The organism is Planktothricoides sp. SR001 (genome assembly GCF_001276715.1).
In the GTDB taxonomy this organism is placed as follows: Bacteria; Cyanobacteriota; Cyanobacteriia; order Cyanobacteriales; family Laspinemataceae; genus Planktothricoides; species Planktothricoides raciborskii.
The window spans coordinates 64,649-81,446 of record NZ_LIUQ01000030.1 but is presented as its reverse complement, the minus strand read 5'-3'; the positions used below and the strand labels follow the sequence as shown (position 1 = coordinate 81,446).

Here is a 16,798-nt window from a genome sequence, read left to right as displayed (position 1 = left end):
TTTACCGGAATGCTTTGCCCCTACTGTGGAATTCAAAAAAGAAACCCGGTTTCTAAACGCCCGTTTATTTCATCGCGGCTAGATTTTCCGACGCCCAAAGGTCAATATTATTCTCATTAATCATGGTTGCCCCTAAACTTTCATAAGTAGAAATCGTTTTGCCATAAAATTCATTAAGTTTCCGATAATGAGGACTATTTTCTTGAGGCGGTAACGCCAAAATTCCTAATGGAAAATCAGGCTGATGATTTCTCACATCAACAATCATCCACGCTAAAGAATCGGTGACTTGGATAGAAGTTTGTACCTCGAATGACAGACCATGCGCCGCTAGTAATGGCCGACCGTTGTTGGCGATCGCCACATCAAAAGTATGGCCTTGATGTTGCCCAGAGATAAAATAGTCAGGTTTCAGCAATTCTTGCGCCCGATTTTCTCCCAATTTGTTAATCAAAGCTTGTTTAATTTTATTTTGGGCAATTCGGGCAGCCGCCTGCCTATCTCTGAGTTTTGGTTTTGGTTCCGGTTCTAATAAATAAGTGGCAATGGCATCAGTTAACAGATTATCTACCGTGTCTAAAGACTTTCTGGGTTCAGTGAATTGAATATGATTAATCCAACCTTGGACAACTTTTAGTAATCCTTCATGGTTTGGGGTGTTGCTGAGTTCATCCCCAGGAAATAGTTGCCCAGCAGCGGCAGATTTTTGCATCCGATCGGCAAAGCTTTTTAAGGTACTCATATCTTGAGACCGACCAAAAACCCGAACCCGATCCCAGTTCGACAAAAAATGAACTTTCACGGTTTGCTGGTCAAAAGCAAGCACTCCAATATTAATCCGTTCATCGGCGATCGGATTGGGGACATATTGAATTACACTATATCGACTTGCCATAATATCCACTCCCTTGCCTAATCCTGGTTTGAGAGATTGTCATTTGATAAGATTCGGTGTTGCCGCGTCATCAGATATTCCACTAAAACAACCCTTTCCTCTATTGTAATTTGCCATTGCTTCGGTGGACTGGCAACCGCCTGAATAATTTTCTGTTCTGTTATTGCCTGTAGATGTTCCAATGCTGCTAGGATTTCCTCGTTGCTGAACTTACACTTGGAAGATAACAACTCATCAACAAAAGGCTGGGGCTTTTGCTTGAGGGTATCTTTGGGATATAAACGACAATTTAAATACCGGAATGCTTCGCCCTAATCCCACAGCGAGGGCGAAGCATTCCGGTATTTAGGTTAACGGTTTAAGCGATAATTTATCTGCCGGAATGCTTCGCCCCTACAGCCCTGGTTGTAATTTTTTATTTTGTAGGGGCAAAGCATTCCGGCGATTGATTTGGGATATAAACGACAATTTAAATACCGGAATGCTTCGCCCTAATCCCACAGCGAGGGCGAAGCACTCCGGTATTTAGGTTAACGGTTTAAGCGATAATTTATCTGCCGGAATGCTTCGCCCCTACAGCCCTGGTTGTAATTTTTTATTTTGTAGGGGCGAAGCATTCCGGCGATTGATTTAATATATAAACGACAATTTAAATACCGGAATGCTTCGCCCTAATCCCACAGCGAGGGCGAAGCATTCCGGTATTTAGGTTAACGTTTTCAGCGATAATTTATCCGCCGGAATGCTTTGCCCCTACAAAATATCTTTGTGTTTCTTTGTGTCTTTGTGGTAAAAAAATAATATGGTGCGTTACGGTTAAACCAAGAAACCGGGTTTCTGCGTAAATTTACGGATAACATTAAAAAATAATTAAAAAACCCGGTTTCTCTAATTACGCTGCAAACTTTGATATAATACCAACCAACAACCAACAACCAACCAACAACAAACAACCAACAACAAATAACTTATGTCCTCAATTACCTCTGCCCAAGTTAGAGATATCCTGGTTCATGCCTTAGAATTCGATTTAATCGGGCCAACTCCCGACGATATCGAACACGCAAGAGAAATTATTAATTCTCCCCCAACTAAATGGTATTTAACCGGGTTTCTCTGTCCCAAAGGTGCCCCCCTGAAAGACCGCATTGATGACGATCGCGGTCAAGATGATTTAAATAGTAGCCTGAATAAAAGCGATCGCGGGGAAGATAGCTACAGTCCCGAAAAAAAAGCTGCCCGAACTGCCCCGTTTCCCTCCTCGGTAGGGCTGACTTTCTTATTAAAAAATACGATCGAAGAGTTAGAGGTGACGGTGACTTGGGGAGACTATGAGGCGATCGAGTTAACACCAGAAAATATGGATTCCCGCGAAGGCGGGAATGACAATATATGTGAGGCGATCGAGTTAACACCAGAAAATATGGATTCCCGCCTTCGCGGGAATGACAATATATGTGAGGCGATCGAGTTAACACCAGAAAATATGGATTCCCGCGAAGGCGGGAATGACAATATATGTGAGGCGATCGAGTTAACACCAGAAAATATGGATTCCCGCGAAGGCGGGAATGACAATATATGTGAGGCGATCGAGTTAACACCAGAAAATATGGATTCCCGCCTTCGCGGGAATGACAATTCTCTTTCTGAGAAACCCGGTTTCTCGGACCCAGAATATTGGCAAAGAATTCCCCATAAATATGAATTAACTTTAAAACTGCGAACCACAGAAAAAACAATTTATATGCCAATTCCCGATAGCAATGGGTTAGAATTAGCCATAAATAACCGCCCTTTGCATATCCAGGGAAATATTCAAGACAATCATCGTCGCCTTTTCGCCGACACTAATATTTTATCCGTATTTTTAGTTAATAAACGAAAAATTGCTGAGGGCAAACAACGAGATACTAGCTATATTTTCCAAGCCCAATTACAGTTAGAATGTAGGGAAGGATTTCTCCCTCGTCCCGACTTGCGAGAAGGCGGTGATGATGATTGGGATGAAAGAGTTGCCGCTGTCCAATATCGCCATAATTATGAGTTTGCGGTGGGTCACAATGCCTCCGCTTTTGCCCAAATTGACCCAGAAAATTCCGCCTATTGTCCGCTGATTAAAACTACTTGGGTTCCTGCGGCAGAAGTTGCCCAAGTTGCCCCGGCAAAGTTAGACCAAGTTGAGTTAAATATGGAGAAAATTGGCCAATTTTCTCAATCGGAATCTTTGCAAGAAAGCCTCCGCCCTTTAACTATTGCTTATCGCCAATGGATTGCCGAACAACAGAAGATTTCTGTGGATTCCGAGAAGCAAGTAGAAACTAGCAAAAAACTGCTAAGTCGGGCGCAAATTGCCTGCGATCGCATCAACCAAGGCATAGACTTACTAACAGATAGCCAAGTATTCTACGCTTTTAAACTTGCCAATCAAGCGGTAGCCCAAGCCCGTCGCCAACAGTTAGCCCAAGAAATTAAGCAACCGGCGGATGCTTTTTCTGCCCCAAATTGGCGACCATTTCAGTTAGCTTTTATTTTACTAAATCTTGGCGGTATTGTCAATAGTAATAAGATGGATTCCCGCCGGCGCGGGAATGACAATCAAACTCTTTCTTTGGCAGGGGAAGAAGGGGGAGATAAAATAGGAGATAAAAGCGATCGCGATATAGTTGACCTGCTATTTTTTCCCACAGGTGGCGGTAAAACCGAAGCCTATTTAGGACTAGCGGCATTTACTTTAGTCTATCGCCGATTAACCAATCAAGACATATATGGCGCGGGAGTTAGCGTCATCATGCGCTATACTTTGCGCCTGCTAACCTTAGACCAATTAGAAAGGGCAACTCGGTTAATTTGTGCCTTAGAATTAATCAGAAAAAACCACCCGGATAACTTAAAAAAATTAGGACAATGGCCGTTTGAAATTGGCCTGTGGGTGGGACAAAGCGCCACCCCCAACCGTATGGGCAAAAAAGGCGATAAAAACCCCGATTCAGCCCGCCAAATTACCCTTAATTTCAAAAAGGATAGTAAGCGATCGCGATCGCCCATTCCCTTAGAAAAGTGTCCCTGGTGTGGGGAAAAATTCACTCCCGATTCTTTTTGGTTACACCCGGACGAAAGCCACCCGACGCAACTATTAGTTAAATGTCAAAACTTTGACTGTGAATTTTCTGAGGAAAACAATCATTTACCCATAATTGCGATCGATGAATCCATCTATCGGCGTTTACCTTGTTTTCTCATTTCCACTGTAGATAAATTTGCCGGTTTGCCGTGGTTTGGCCAAACTGCGGCCTTATTTGGTAAAGTTAGCCATTATCAAACTGGAGAAGGTTTTTATAGTACCGCAGATAATATTAAAGGACGAGGGATTAAAGGAACTCAACTCAAGCAACCTTTGCCACCCCCAGATTTAATTATTCAAGATGAATTGCACCTAATTTCTGGGCCATTAGGGACAATGGTGGGACTTTATGAAACCGCGATCGATGAACTTTGCAGCCGCATAATTTCCACCCCAGCAGGAGATGCCCCCCTTGCCCCCCTTGAAAAGGGGGGAGATAGAATAATTCGCCCGAAAATAGTCGCCTCTACTGCCACAGTCCGCAGGGCAGATCGACAAATTCAAGCCCTATTTAATCGGACGGAAATTCAAGTTTTTCCTCCTCCGGGGCCAAACTTGGATGATTCATTTTTTGCCCAAACCATACCGACTAAAAAAAGCCCTGGACGACTATATATAGGAGTAGCCGCCCAAGGCCGTAGTTTAAAAGTAGTCTTATTAAGAACCTATTTGGCCTTATTAAGTGCAGCCCAAAAACAATGGGAATTAGCTGGAGGCCAAAAAAATTCCAATAACCCAGTCGATCCATATATGACTTTACTGGGATATTTTAACTCTCTGCGAGAATTAGGGGGCAGTCGCCGCATTGTGGAAGATGAGGTAGTTTCTCGACTGCAAAACTATCAAAGCCGCCAGCGTTATGGAGAAAAAGACGGCTTATTTGCTAACCGAAAAATCCAAGACGATCAGCAAGAACTCACCTCGCGAGTTACTACGGATAAAATAGCCAATACCAAACGCCGCTTATCTATTTCTTTTGCCGAAAAAGACCCGAAAAAAGAACGGGTAGATATTGCCTTAGCCACAAATATGATTTCTGTGGGTTTGGATATTGTCCGTTTAGGATTAATGGTGATTCTCGGTCAACCAAAAACTGCCGCCGAATATATTCAAAGTAGCAGTCGGGTCGGTCGTGACCCCAGTCGTCCGGGGTTGGTAGTTACTCTATTAAATATCCATCGACCGCGCGATCGCTCACATTATGAAAGATTCATGCATTGGCATAATAATTTCTATCGTTCCGTAGAAGTCACCAGTGTCACTCCCTTCTCCGTTCGGGCCTTAGATCGCGGTTTAGCTGCTGTCACCGTTGCCTTAACCCGCTTAAATTTAGCCGAAATGACTCCGCCTATGGGCGCCGGTAAAATAGCCCAACTCCGGTCAACTATCGAACAGGCGATCGCCCCAATATGCGATCGGGCAGCGAGTCATACCCCCATGTCCCCAGCAGAAAGCGCCAAAATTCGCCAAGAAATAGAAAAACGGGTAATGAACTTATTAGATACTTGGACAGAATTATGGGAAAGCAACGATAAAATACTGCAATATAATCAGACCGAAGCGGAAAACATTGGCCCGCTATTGTGCGACCCCAACGACCCCAAAACCGCCAACCTTTCCGAAGCCGCGAAAAAATTCAAAACCCCGCGCAGTTTACGGGACGTAGAACCCACCGTTAACCTCTGGATTAGCCGGGATTAATTCAATATAATCTCTTCGTGTCCTTTGTGTCTCTGTGGTAAAAAATACCCACCATTAAAACCTAATCCTAAGCAAATGTACCAGAAAACATTGAAGCAGTTTGACAAACCAATCCCAAAAGAAAAACTTGACATAGTGGAAAAAACCAGGTCTAACTTGTTTACCTGGCGCGGTCAATTTTCGCCTCAGCTTATTGAGGTTATCCTGAATGAATACTGCCTGCCTGATTCGGTAATTTTAGATCCTTTTGCAGGCAGCGGCACTGTTTTACTAGAAGCGGGAATTCTCCAGCTTGAAGCCTATGGATTTGATGTTAATCCGGCAGCTTGGATACTTAGCACAATATATGAATTTATTAATAACTCCAGAAAAAAACAATCGATTAACCTTCTCAGAGAAGTTATAGATCGAGAGTTTCCTTTTAGAATTTTTGCCCAAAGTCCAGTGGATAATTTTGCCGAAAAAATCAACAATATTAGGCATCAGCTAGATCGAGAATCAATCAAGATATTTGACGCATTGGTGATTTTACTCGATATCGCCAATAATACTGTCACCAATGAATCTGTTCAGGCAAAATTTGCTGATTTGGTAAATCTTATGGAAAATATTCCTTACTCCAACCAGCCGATTAATATGGGTTTAGCCGATGCGCGATCGCTTCCCTTAGAAAGCAATTCGATAGATTTTGTCGTCACATCTCCCCCCTATATTAATGTATTTAATTATCATCAAAACTATCGGAAATCCGCTGAAATACTCGGCTGGGATATTTTAAAAATAGCCCGGTCAGAAATTGGCTCCAATAGAGCGAACAGAAGCAATCGATTTTACACAGTAGTTCAATACTGTTTAGACATGGCTGATACTCTCAGAGAGATTTCTAGAGTCAGCAAAGAAAAAGCCCGAATCGTCCTGATTATCGGGCATAAATCTAATGTAATGGGCGTACCATTTTATAATGCGGATATCATCGAAAAAATTGGGTTAAAAGCTAACCTACTTAAAGAAAAATTAAGGCAAAAAAGAGAATTTAAAAATAAGTTTGGCCAATTAATCAGAGAAGATATTATTGGTTTTTATAATTTGAATAATAAAATATCACAGGAAGCCGTGGTAAAAATTGCCAGGGAGGTAGCTTTTGATATATTAAAGAGTGGTCTCTCTTTATGCGATCGCCAAAATATCGGTTTGCTTGAAGAGGCTATTGATAAAGTAGACTATATTAAAAGTACCCCGATTTTAGATCGAAAAATAGTTAGCGATCGGATAAAATAATTGTAAAATTATCAATAAAATAAAAATAAAACTTCACTCTATGCCTGAGATTTCTCGACCTCATTACACAAAGTTAATCGCTTGTCTCAACAACCGTCGCTTACCTGAATCTGATCGAGAACGGTTAGAAGAAGCAATCAGAAAGTATCATCAATGGATATCGGATATGGAATCAATTGAACGGGGTCAACCGGATACGGTTGAAAGACTCGTCGAGGCAACCAATCGATACAAGCGTTTTATCGAACTTGATTTTATTTTTGATAGTGCAGAAAACTTTCTATACAGACAGAAAGGACAGTTAAAACTAGACAATACTATCCTAGAAGAATTCTTGCCACAAGTAGTTTTTCGTAGTTTGCGGGGAATCGATGATTCTTTTGAGTTAGGACCGAGAAATACGTTTGCTGGATTAAGTTTTCTATCATCTCTGGGAAATTTAGGTCAAGGTGGTGAACCAATTATTAGAAGTAAAGACCAAGACTTTATCTTGGGTAAAAAATTATATCTAAAATCATCATTCGACCGAGAATTTCAAGATTGTAAGTTCATTGAGTCACATCTTGGATATGTTTGTGCAGAGTGTAAAACTAATCTAGACAAAACGATGTTTCAAGAGGCAGTAGCGACAAGTCGAGACTTAAAAACTGCTGTTCCTGGATCTTTATATTTTATTGTCTGTGAATTTCTGGATATGACCCCAGTTTCGCTGATCTCAACTCAAATTGATGATGTTCTAATCGTCCGCAAGACGAAGCGAATGTCCTCTAATATTCGCCAAGAGTATAGAACCCCAGAAGCAAGACGAAACCATAGACAGGAATATATAGATTTTTTGGATTCCTCTAGATACTATAGTGATGTATTTCAAAGAATGATCGATAAGATCCAATCTCTCATTGATGATACAAGCCCATCAATGGAGAATGTTCTCAATCAGGGTCATTTTTAATAAAATTTAATATTCAACGCTAATTAAGCAACCAAGAAACCGGGTTTCTGCGAAAATTTACGCAAATATCCAAAGGTTAACTAAGAAACCCGGTTTCTGTACCCTCAACCTAAACAGGTGCGTTACGGCGCGGACAGTTCATTTAATGGTTTATAATATTAATTATCACCGCGCCTAACACACCCTACTTAAACTTCGTGTCCTTTGTGTCTTTGTGGTAAAAAATACCCACCATTAACCCACCATTAAAACCTAATCCTATGGCAAATACAAATAACATTCAACCTGATGGCGAACTCCGGCAAAGTCAACTACTTACTACCTTTGGGCCGGGGGCAATGGTAGACTTACCAGAACAGTCTGTGGTGATTAGCGGTTTATCCTATTGGAAAGGATATAAACAACCAATTCAAGAAGAACGTCTGCGGCAAAAAGTGCAAAAAATATTAAAGATAAATCCAGGGGAAAATGTGCAACTTTATGCCCCACCTGTGGATGATTCCGACCCGACGGGGGCGGCGATTTCTGGCATCGATGCTTTTGTATTTCCCCGCTGGTTTCTAGTGCAAATCGAACGCAATATTACTATTCAAGGTAAGCTATATCGCACTCGTCCCCTATTCCCTTGGAGTGGGATTAAAAAAGGCTGTACATGGGAAGGGAAAAAATGCCATGCGGTGCCCGTTCGCTTTGTTCAAGCTTGCGTAAATGGCCATTTAAGTGATATTAATTGGCGGGCTTTTGCCCATCAAGATTTTCAAACCAACTGCCCAGGACAAATTTGGTTAGATGAAGCGGGTTCGGGGAATGATTTTGAGGAAATTTTCGTCCGCTGTGACGCTTGTAAAAAACGCCATCCCCTTTCTTTGGCTAAGTTACCCAATTCCAAAATATTAGGCAAATGTTTGGGCGATCGCCCGTGGTTAAATCCGACTAAAAACACCAAAGAAGAATGCCAAGGTTATAAACGAGATCCAGAAACCGAGGAGTTAATTCCTACTAATGAACCGGAACAAAGCCGTTTATTAGTGCGATCGGCTAGTAACGCTTATTTTAGTCAAACTCTCAGCGTGATTTCTTTGCCGGACTCCGACCACGAATTAAGAAAAGTCGTGGATAAATTTTATCCCGATGAATTAGAGGAAGTCGAAAGTATTGAAGATTTAAAATATGAATTAAAAAAGAAAAGATATGCTGAATTAAAAACATTTAATATCGATAAACTGTGGGAAGAATTAGAACGCCGAAAAAGCGACGATCCCGAAGTGGAAAAAACCATTAAAGAGGCGGAGTTAGAGGTGCTGTTAGCTTGTGGACCAGAACCCCAAGCAGCACAAAATAAACCTATTGATGAGGTAGATTTTGAGGCATATTTACGCAGAAAACCCATCGAAAGTAACTGGCAACCTTTCCTAGATAAAATTGTCTTAGTTCACCGCCTCCGAGAAGTAATTGCCCAAGTAGGTTTTACGCGGTTTGAAGCGGTAATGCCAGATATTAACGGGGAATTAGATATTAATGTCCGTCGGGCAAGTTTAGACTGGGAAACCAGTGGAATATCATGGGTGCCCGCGATCGCCAATAAAGGAGAGGGAATTTTCTTTTCTTTCAACCAAGAAAAAATCAAAACTTGGGCAGAGCGATCGCCGGTAATCGAACGCTGCAAAGATTTACAAAGAGGCTATAAAGCATGGCTAGAAATTAACAATATTCCCAAAAAAGAGGAACATTTTCCGGGAATGCCATACATCATGCTGCATTCTTTATCCCATTTATTAATTACTACCATTTCCTTAAAATGCGGCTATTCTTCTACGGCAATTAAAGAAAGAATTTATGCTAATGATGACCTCGGTTATGGTATATTAATTTATACGGGTTCGAGTGGTTCTGAAGGCACATTAGGGGGATTAATTGAAATCGGCGATCGCTTAGAATATTACCTCGAACTAGCCTTAGAAAGCGGAGAAATATGTTCTAACGATCCGATTTGCTCTCAACATATCCCCGGCGATCGCGAAGACGATGCATTATTACAAGGGGCAGCTTGTCATGGTTGCGTGTTAATTGCGGAAAGTTCTTGTGAAAGAAGTAACGACTTTCTCGATCGCGCCTTAGTAGTCAACACCATCGCCAGAGAAAACGCTGCTTTTTTCCCAAAAGATTTTTAACACTTCATCATCCAATATTTTTAATCGCAGACTCTAACAATAATCGAGATAACAAAGCCGATCGCTCGACCATAAGATCCAAATAGACAAATTCTCCCGGTGCATGGGCTGCATCTCCCACTGCCCCCAGACCATCTAATGTGGGAGCATATAAACTGGTAAAGTTCCCATCAGATCCTCCCCCAGCGGTGGCTTCATCAATTTCTATGCCCAACTCCGAGGCTGCTTTTTGAGCTCGTTGCCATAATTGCTGATTTCCAGGGGTTTTTTCCAAAGGCGGGCGATCGAATCCTCCCTCGACAATAATTTTAGTGCCTGGGGTACTGGGTTGAAGCGAGCGAATTTTGGCGTCAATGCGATCGGCATCTTCTCGGTGGAGTACCCGCACATCCACCACTGCTTTACTGGAAGGGGCAATCACATTGGGGCGAATTCCCCCATCAATATTGCCCACATTCACAGTGATACCGCGTTCTGGATCATTGAGGGCAAATAATTGCTGAATGGCAAAGGATAATTCTAAAATTGCGCTGGCCCCTTTTTCTGGTTCTAACCCAGCATGGGCAGCTTTACCGATGACGTGAACAGTAAATTCACCGAGTCCTTTACGTTGTGTTTTCAATTTTCCACTCGGACCGAGGGACGGTTCCATGACAAAGACGCGATCGGCAACTTTTGCCAATCTTTGAATATGAACTTTGGATTCATTACTGCCAATTTCTTCATCAGAATTAATAAAAATTACTGGAGCAATTTCTGGCTGGATTTCCAAAGCCCGCAATGCTTCTAAAGCAAAGATGACTTGAACTAATCCCGCTTTCATATCATAGATTCCCGGCCCATACATTTTCCCCTGTTTCTGACGTAGGGGCATTTTTTTTAAAGTGTTCAACGGCCATACGGTGTCACAATGCCCTAAGAGCATTTGAATCGATTGGTTTTTGGTGCGATCGCCCGGAACTGCGAACAGTTGCCCACCTGTTTTCTGCCCCGGTATCCGCTTAACTCGATAATTTCTTTGTTCTAATTCTGTCTGAAGCAGACTTAAGACTTGGTGTTGTGATTCTGCTACCACCGACGGAGACTCAGCCAGCACTAATTGTGCCAATAAATTAGTCATCTCGGTTTGGCGATTGTGGAGATAATCTCGCAACCGTTGTGCAATTTTCGCCTGGAGAGGATCGATCTTCATTATCTTTTATACCCGTTGTAAAAGGGAAATGAGCAACTATGATTAATAGTGGCGTACCGTCCGGGTGAGAGATAAGCCAGTAACGGTGAATTTAGCAGTAAATCTTGATCGTCGCGATCGCTCATTCTTAGCGCCGCTTCTTGAACCTGAACCGCGACAATTTTTCCGGCAATTAAACTATTTTCCCCGAACCCATCCACAATGCGATCGAGTTCGCATTCAATAAATAAATAGCCATCTTTGAGAAATATTCCATCCACCTTGCTGGCTGGAAATGTGGGTAAAGTCGCTAAAGTTGGTTTAGAATCATCCTCACAACGGGGCGCCGCACTCAGGCTAGTCAGAACCACTTGTTCCGGTCGGGGAAAGGTGACAGTAAAACTTTGGGATTGTTTAATATTGGCGTAAGTGCGATGTTTTGGGGTGCAAATAAATCCGAAGTAATTATCCCAACCTAACGGCATAGTCATACTCTTTGGCGCTAGATCGTAGCTGCCGTCTTCTTCTCGACTGCCCACAATAACGAGTGGTGAGACATAGAAAAAACGCTCCCATAAGGCTTTGTTTACATCAAGACTGACCAGCTTATTTGGGACAGACATAAAATTTTGCTCCGCGTATTCCGATGACCTGTCGGGGTCCTTCCCCTGGGTAGCTGCCCGCGACTGTGATAGTTCCCTGACGGTTAGCACAGGCCAATCACTTAGACTCTTCTATTACAGCATATCGATCAGAATTGTTAAACCGATCGAGACTGTCACCGGGCTGAATCCGCGATCGCTCCAGGCAGTTTAATTCTACTAAATATGATCGTTAGTGGCCTTGTAAAATTTATCTTAACAATTTTTGTCAAAATGTATTTTTTTTTCACAAAAATATAAAAAAATTCATAAATCATTGAAGTTCCCCAGAATTTCCGCCATTTCACATCAAATTTAATCTAATTTTTCATTGTGCTTTGAGGGGGAGCGACATAAACTGACGAAAAAGTGATCGTTCATCAGGGACAAACCGCTATACAATAGCGAAACACAATAGCTTGATTCATCATCATCAGCATGAAAATAGCTATGAAGATTTGACAAGGCGCTAAGAATTATGTTTCAAAAGTATTTCTTCACATCAATGACCCGGATTTCTGATTTAGAATCTCGCCCATTTGAGGTGCGTGTTTTACCACAAGAGCAATGGGAAACCGGGGATTATGTGGTCGGGGAAGTGATTTCTCCTTCTGGAAATCACTTAGTAGTGGAACTGCCTACAGGAAGAATGACGGAGGTAATGGAAGGAGATTTAGTGGTCGGTGCTTTTGGGGTGCGTCGCGCTACTTTGGAAGCGGTGGGAGATTGGCAAAGTATCGGCGATGATGGGGTGATGCAAGCTATGACCGAAGGGGGTCTGTTTGGTCGGGTGACATCTGAGTCATTTTTGGCAGACCCGATGGCATCGATGACTTATCAAGGTCATGTTGTCCGGGAAGGAAAGAAAGTTTGTATGCAGGATTTTGCCCCAGATATTTCAGAGACAAATTACCAATGTCCCACGGTAATGGTGGTGGGTACTTCTATGTCTTGTGGCAAGACTACATCTATTCGATCGATTATTTCTCAATTGAAGCGATCGGGTTTAAAAGTAGTGGGAGCTAAATTTGCCGGGGCCGGACAATACCATGATATTTTATCAATGGAAGATGCGGGGGCTGATGCGATATTTGATTTTGTCGATGTCGGTTTACCCTCTACGGTTTGTCCTGAAGATGAGTTTCGGGTTGCTGTCCATAAATTATTAGCCAAAATTGCCGCCGAAAAGCCCGATGTAGTGGTGGCAGAAGCGGGGGCTTCCCCATTAGAACCCTACAATGGATCGATAGTTTTAGATGAAATTCAAGATCAGATTCGTTGTACGGTGATTTGTTCGTCCGATCCTTATTCTGTATTGGCGTTAATTAACAGTTTTGGCTTGCACCCCGATTTAGTGAGTGGGATTGCCACCAGCGATAGTGCCGGAGTGGAATTAGTAGAAAAACTCACGGGAGTGAAAGCTTTAAGTTTGCCTCAACGGAAATCTTTGCCGCATTTGCAAGAACTTTTGCAAGAAAAGTTAGGATTTTAAAGGGCGAATTTTTACCCCAGAGACACAGAGATACACAGAGGGTTTTGGTTTCTTTCCAGAGGTGCGATCATGCCTTGATCAACCGTTTTTATTGGCGAGGGCTGGAAATCCCTTGAAACAAGAATAAAGTCCTTTTTTTGATATTCACCTTCTTAAACCCGGTTTCTGAGACAGTGGACAGCAGTATTGTTGACTATTTTATTTTCGGATAGTGATTGGCACCGGATGGGTGTTGACAGCGGTATTGTTGAGAAAAGAGAAACCGGGTTTCTTGGTGGCGAAAAATAGATAACTGTGATATCCCAAAAAGAAACCTGGTTTCTGGGATAGTCATTTGGTATGATTTGCCTGAATCTAGACGGATTTCATTGCTGTTGTCTGCAAAAAATATCTGTCACTCTACTAAAATATAGCTGTCATCTAAGAGAAGATTTCCACGTATGCAGCCCACCGACCCTAGTAAATTCACCGATACCGCTTGGGAAGCAATTGTCAAATCCCAAGATGTTGCGCGTCGCTATCAGCATCAATATTTAGAAGTGGAGCACGTGGCGATCGCCCTCCTGGAACAAAAATCATTAGCCAACCGAGTTCTGACTCGTGCGGGAATTCTCCCGGAAAAGCTTCTACAACAACTCAACGCCTTTGCCGTCCGACAGCCGAAAGTCCCCAACACCACGGAGTTGTACTTAGGCCGTAGTTTAGATGTGATGTTGGACAAAGCGGAAGAAGCGCGGGTAAATTGGAACGATAATTTTATCTCTGTGGAACATATTCTGCTGGCTTTGGCAGAAGAAGAACGAGTCGGACGACGGGTAATGAAAGCCTCCACCCAAGACCCCCGGACTCCCTTTGAGCAACAACAACTGGCAGCAGCGATTAAAACCATTCGCGGCAATACCAAAGTCACCGATCAAAACCCAGAAAGTCAATATGAAGCCCTGGAAAAGTATGGCCGCGATTTAACCGAAGAAGCCCGCAAAGGTAAATTAGATCCGGTAATTGGTCGAGATGAGGAAATTCGCCGAGTGATTCAGGTACTTTCGCGGCGGACGAAAAATAATCCCGTACTCATTGGGGAGCCAGGGGTGGGCAAAACCGCGATCGCCGAAGCCTTAGCCCAACGGATCCTGAATGGGGATGTGCCGGAATCCCTGAAAAATCGTCAGTTGATTTCCCTGGACATGGGCAGCTTGATTGCTGGGGCGAAATTTCGCGGGGAATTTGAGCAACGACTCCGGGCGGTTTTGCGGGAAGTAATTCAATCCGACGGGCAAATTGTCCTATTTATTGACGAACTCCATACGGTCGTAGGGGCAGGGGCCGGACAGGGGACAATGGATGCCAGTAACCTGCTCAAACCCATGTTAGCTAGGGGAGAAATCCGCTGTATTGGCGCTACCACCTTGGATGAATATCGCAAACATATTGAAAAAGATGCCGCCCTGGAACGGCGTTTTCAACAAGTGTTTGTGGGTCAGCCTACGGTGGAAAATACCATCTCCATTTTGCGGGGTCTGAAAGAACGCTATGAAGTCCACCACGGGGTGAAAATCCTGGATTCCGCTTTGGTGGCAGCAGCTACGTTGAGCGATCGCTATATTTCCGAGCGGTTTTTGCCCGATAAAGCGATCGACCTGGTAGACGAAGCGGCAGCAAAACTAAAAATGGAAATTACCTCTAAACCGGCGGAACTGGAAGGGGTAGACCGGCGGTTAATGCAGTTAGAAATGGAAAAACTGTCTCTGGAAGGAGAAGGGGAAGGAGTCGTTGGGTCGAGTGCTTATCGTTCCTCCAAAGAACGGTTAGCCCGAATTAACTCAGAAATTACCTCTCTGAAAACCAAACAAGAATCCCTCAGTTCTCAGTGGCAAACGGAAAAGCATCTTTTGGATGACATCAATACTTTAAAAGAAGAAGAAGACCAAATCCGGGTGCAAATCGAACAAGCAGAACGGAAATATGAACTGGAACGGGCTTCACGGTTGAAATACGGACAGTTGGCAGTTTTGCAGCGCGATCGCGAAGCCAAAGAAGCGGAACTGCTGAAATTACAATCTAGCGGCGCTACCCTATTGCGGGAACAAGTCACCGAATCGGATATTGCGGAAATTGTCGCCAAATGGACCGGCATTCCCGTAAATCGGTTATTAGAATCGGAACGACAAAAACTCCTACACCTGGAATCCTATCTACATCAACGGGTCATCGGCCAGCAAGAAGCCGTCACCGCTGTATCGGCGGCTATTCGGCGAGCTCGCGCTGGCATGAAAGACCCCAGCCGTCCCATTGGTTCTTTCCTATTTATGGGGCCGACGGGAGTGGGCAAAACCGAGTTAGCCCGAACCCTGGCAGAGGCTATGTTTGACAGCGAAGAGGCGATCGTTCGCATCGATATGTCCGAATACATGGAAAAACATTCCGTCGCCCGGTTAGTCGGCGCCCCTCCCGGTTATGTGGGATACGATGAAGGGGGTCAACTCACGGAAGCGGTGCGGCGTCATGCTTACTCCGTAGTCTTATTTGATGAAGTAGAAAAAGCCCACCCGGACGTATTTAATATCCTCCTACAAGTCCTGGACGATGGCCGCATTACTGACTCCCAAGGGCGGGTGGTAGATTTCCGCAACACCGTCATCGTAATGACCAGCAATATTGGCAGCGACCATATTCTCGATGTTTCCGGGGATGACTCTAAATATGAGGAAATGCGGAAACGAGTCATGCATTCTTTACGCAAACATTTCCGCCCGGAATTTCTCAACCGGGTAGATGACACGATTATTTTCCACCCCCTCAGCCGTTCAGAACTAGCGCAAATTGTCGCCATTCAGGTCAAACGACTGGAAAAACTCCTCGCCGAACAAAAAATTACTTTCAATTTAATGCCCGCAGCGCAGAAATATATTGCCGATGTAGGGTACGATCCGGTGTATGGGGCTAGACCCCTCAAACGAGCCATTCAGCGGGAATTAGAAAATCCCATTGCGAACTTGCTCCTAGAGCAAAAGTTTGTCGCCGGTGACACGATATATATTAGTCTCGGAGACGGGCAGCTAAGATTTAGCTCCGATATTTCTGATAGTTCGGAAACATTGTCAGAAAGCTCTGATGAACTGTCCGAAACTTCAGCGGTGAATGCTGCCGAAACTTTGGAAGTAGACGTTTTAGAAGCCACTGAAGTCACGACAACCTCGGAAACTGACCCCTGGTCAGAAGAACCGGAACCCGTAGCGGTTCAGCGGGGTAAATCATTCCCCATTACCGGACAGACGATAGAAATTAATAGTCAGCCGATGAAATCTTAACCGAAGGCAGCAGGGTAGGGATTCTTTTGTTAACAGTCAACCGTGAAAGAATCCCTACCCAACAA

9 protein-coding genes are annotated in these 16,798 nt (G+C 43.5%); 6 read left to right on the top strand and 3 right to left on the bottom strand.

Annotated elements, in window-relative coordinates; translation table 11 throughout:
- Positions 1-64: 64 nt before the first annotated feature.
- A complete protein-coding gene (locus tag AM228_RS17665; RefSeq protein ID WP_054467636.1) occupies positions 65-895 on the bottom strand; it encodes a DUF3037 domain-containing protein in 831 nt (276 codons plus the stop codon).
- Between the two features lie 970 nt (positions 896-1,865).
- On the opposite strand from AM228_RS17665, the gene drmA reads away from it, so the two are divergent.
- The 4 genes from drmA (at position 1,866) to drmB (ending at position 10,121) form a co-directional block, all read left to right on the top strand.
- A complete protein-coding gene (drmA, locus tag AM228_RS17655) occupies positions 1,866-5,720 on the top strand; it encodes a DISARM system helicase DrmA (protein ID WP_054467633.1) in 3,855 nt (1,284 codons plus the stop codon).
- A gap of 75 nt (positions 5,721-5,795) precedes the next feature.
- Positions 5,796-6,998: a DNA methyltransferase gene (locus AM228_RS17650; protein WP_072160820.1), complete on the top strand. Its 1,203-nt coding sequence runs from the start codon at positions 5,796-5,798 to the stop codon at positions 6,996-6,998.
- Positions 6,999-7,038: 40 nt separating this feature from the next.
- Positions 7,039-7,950, top strand: a complete 912-nt coding sequence (locus AM228_RS17645; RefSeq protein WP_054467631.1) for a Bpu10I family restriction endonuclease — start codon at positions 7,039-7,041, stop codon at positions 7,948-7,950.
- Positions 7,951-8,210: 260 nt separating this feature from the next.
- Positions 8,211-10,121, top strand: coding sequence for a DUF1998 domain-containing protein (gene drmB, locus AM228_RS17640; RefSeq protein ID WP_054467628.1), 1,911 nt, complete (start codon positions 8,211-8,213; stop codon positions 10,119-10,121).
- Between the two features lie 7 nt (positions 10,122-10,128).
- Here drmB and AM228_RS17635 read toward each other — a convergent pair whose 3' ends face one another.
- Together AM228_RS17635 and AM228_RS17630 are read right to left on the bottom strand one after the other, a co-directional pair.
- Positions 10,129-11,313 (bottom strand): M20 family metallopeptidase, encoded by a 1,185-nt coding sequence (locus AM228_RS17635; protein WP_054467626.1) that lies wholly within the window; start codon positions 11,311-11,313, stop codon positions 10,129-10,131.
- On the bottom strand, positions 11,313-11,915 hold the full coding sequence (locus AM228_RS17630; protein WP_054467624.1) for a flavin reductase: 603 nt from the start codon (positions 11,913-11,915) through the stop codon (positions 11,313-11,315). Before AM228_RS17630 ends, AM228_RS17635 begins: the two co-directional genes overlap by 1 nt.
- Before the next feature lie 496 nt (positions 11,916-12,411).
- On the opposite strand from AM228_RS17630, the gene AM228_RS17625 reads away from it, so the two are divergent.
- Both AM228_RS17625 and clpB read left to right on the top strand, forming a co-directional pair.
- The gene (locus AM228_RS17625) at positions 12,412-13,425 is read left to right on the top strand and encodes a DUF1611 domain-containing protein (protein ID WP_054467623.1); all 1,014 of its coding nucleotides are present in this window, start codon (positions 12,412-12,414) and stop codon (positions 13,423-13,425) included.
- Between the two features lie 440 nt (positions 13,426-13,865).
- Positions 13,866-16,733, top strand: coding sequence for an ATP-dependent chaperone ClpB (gene clpB, locus AM228_RS17620; protein WP_082348929.1), 2,868 nt, complete (start codon positions 13,866-13,868; stop codon positions 16,731-16,733).
- Positions 16,734-16,798: the final 65 nt, after the last annotated feature.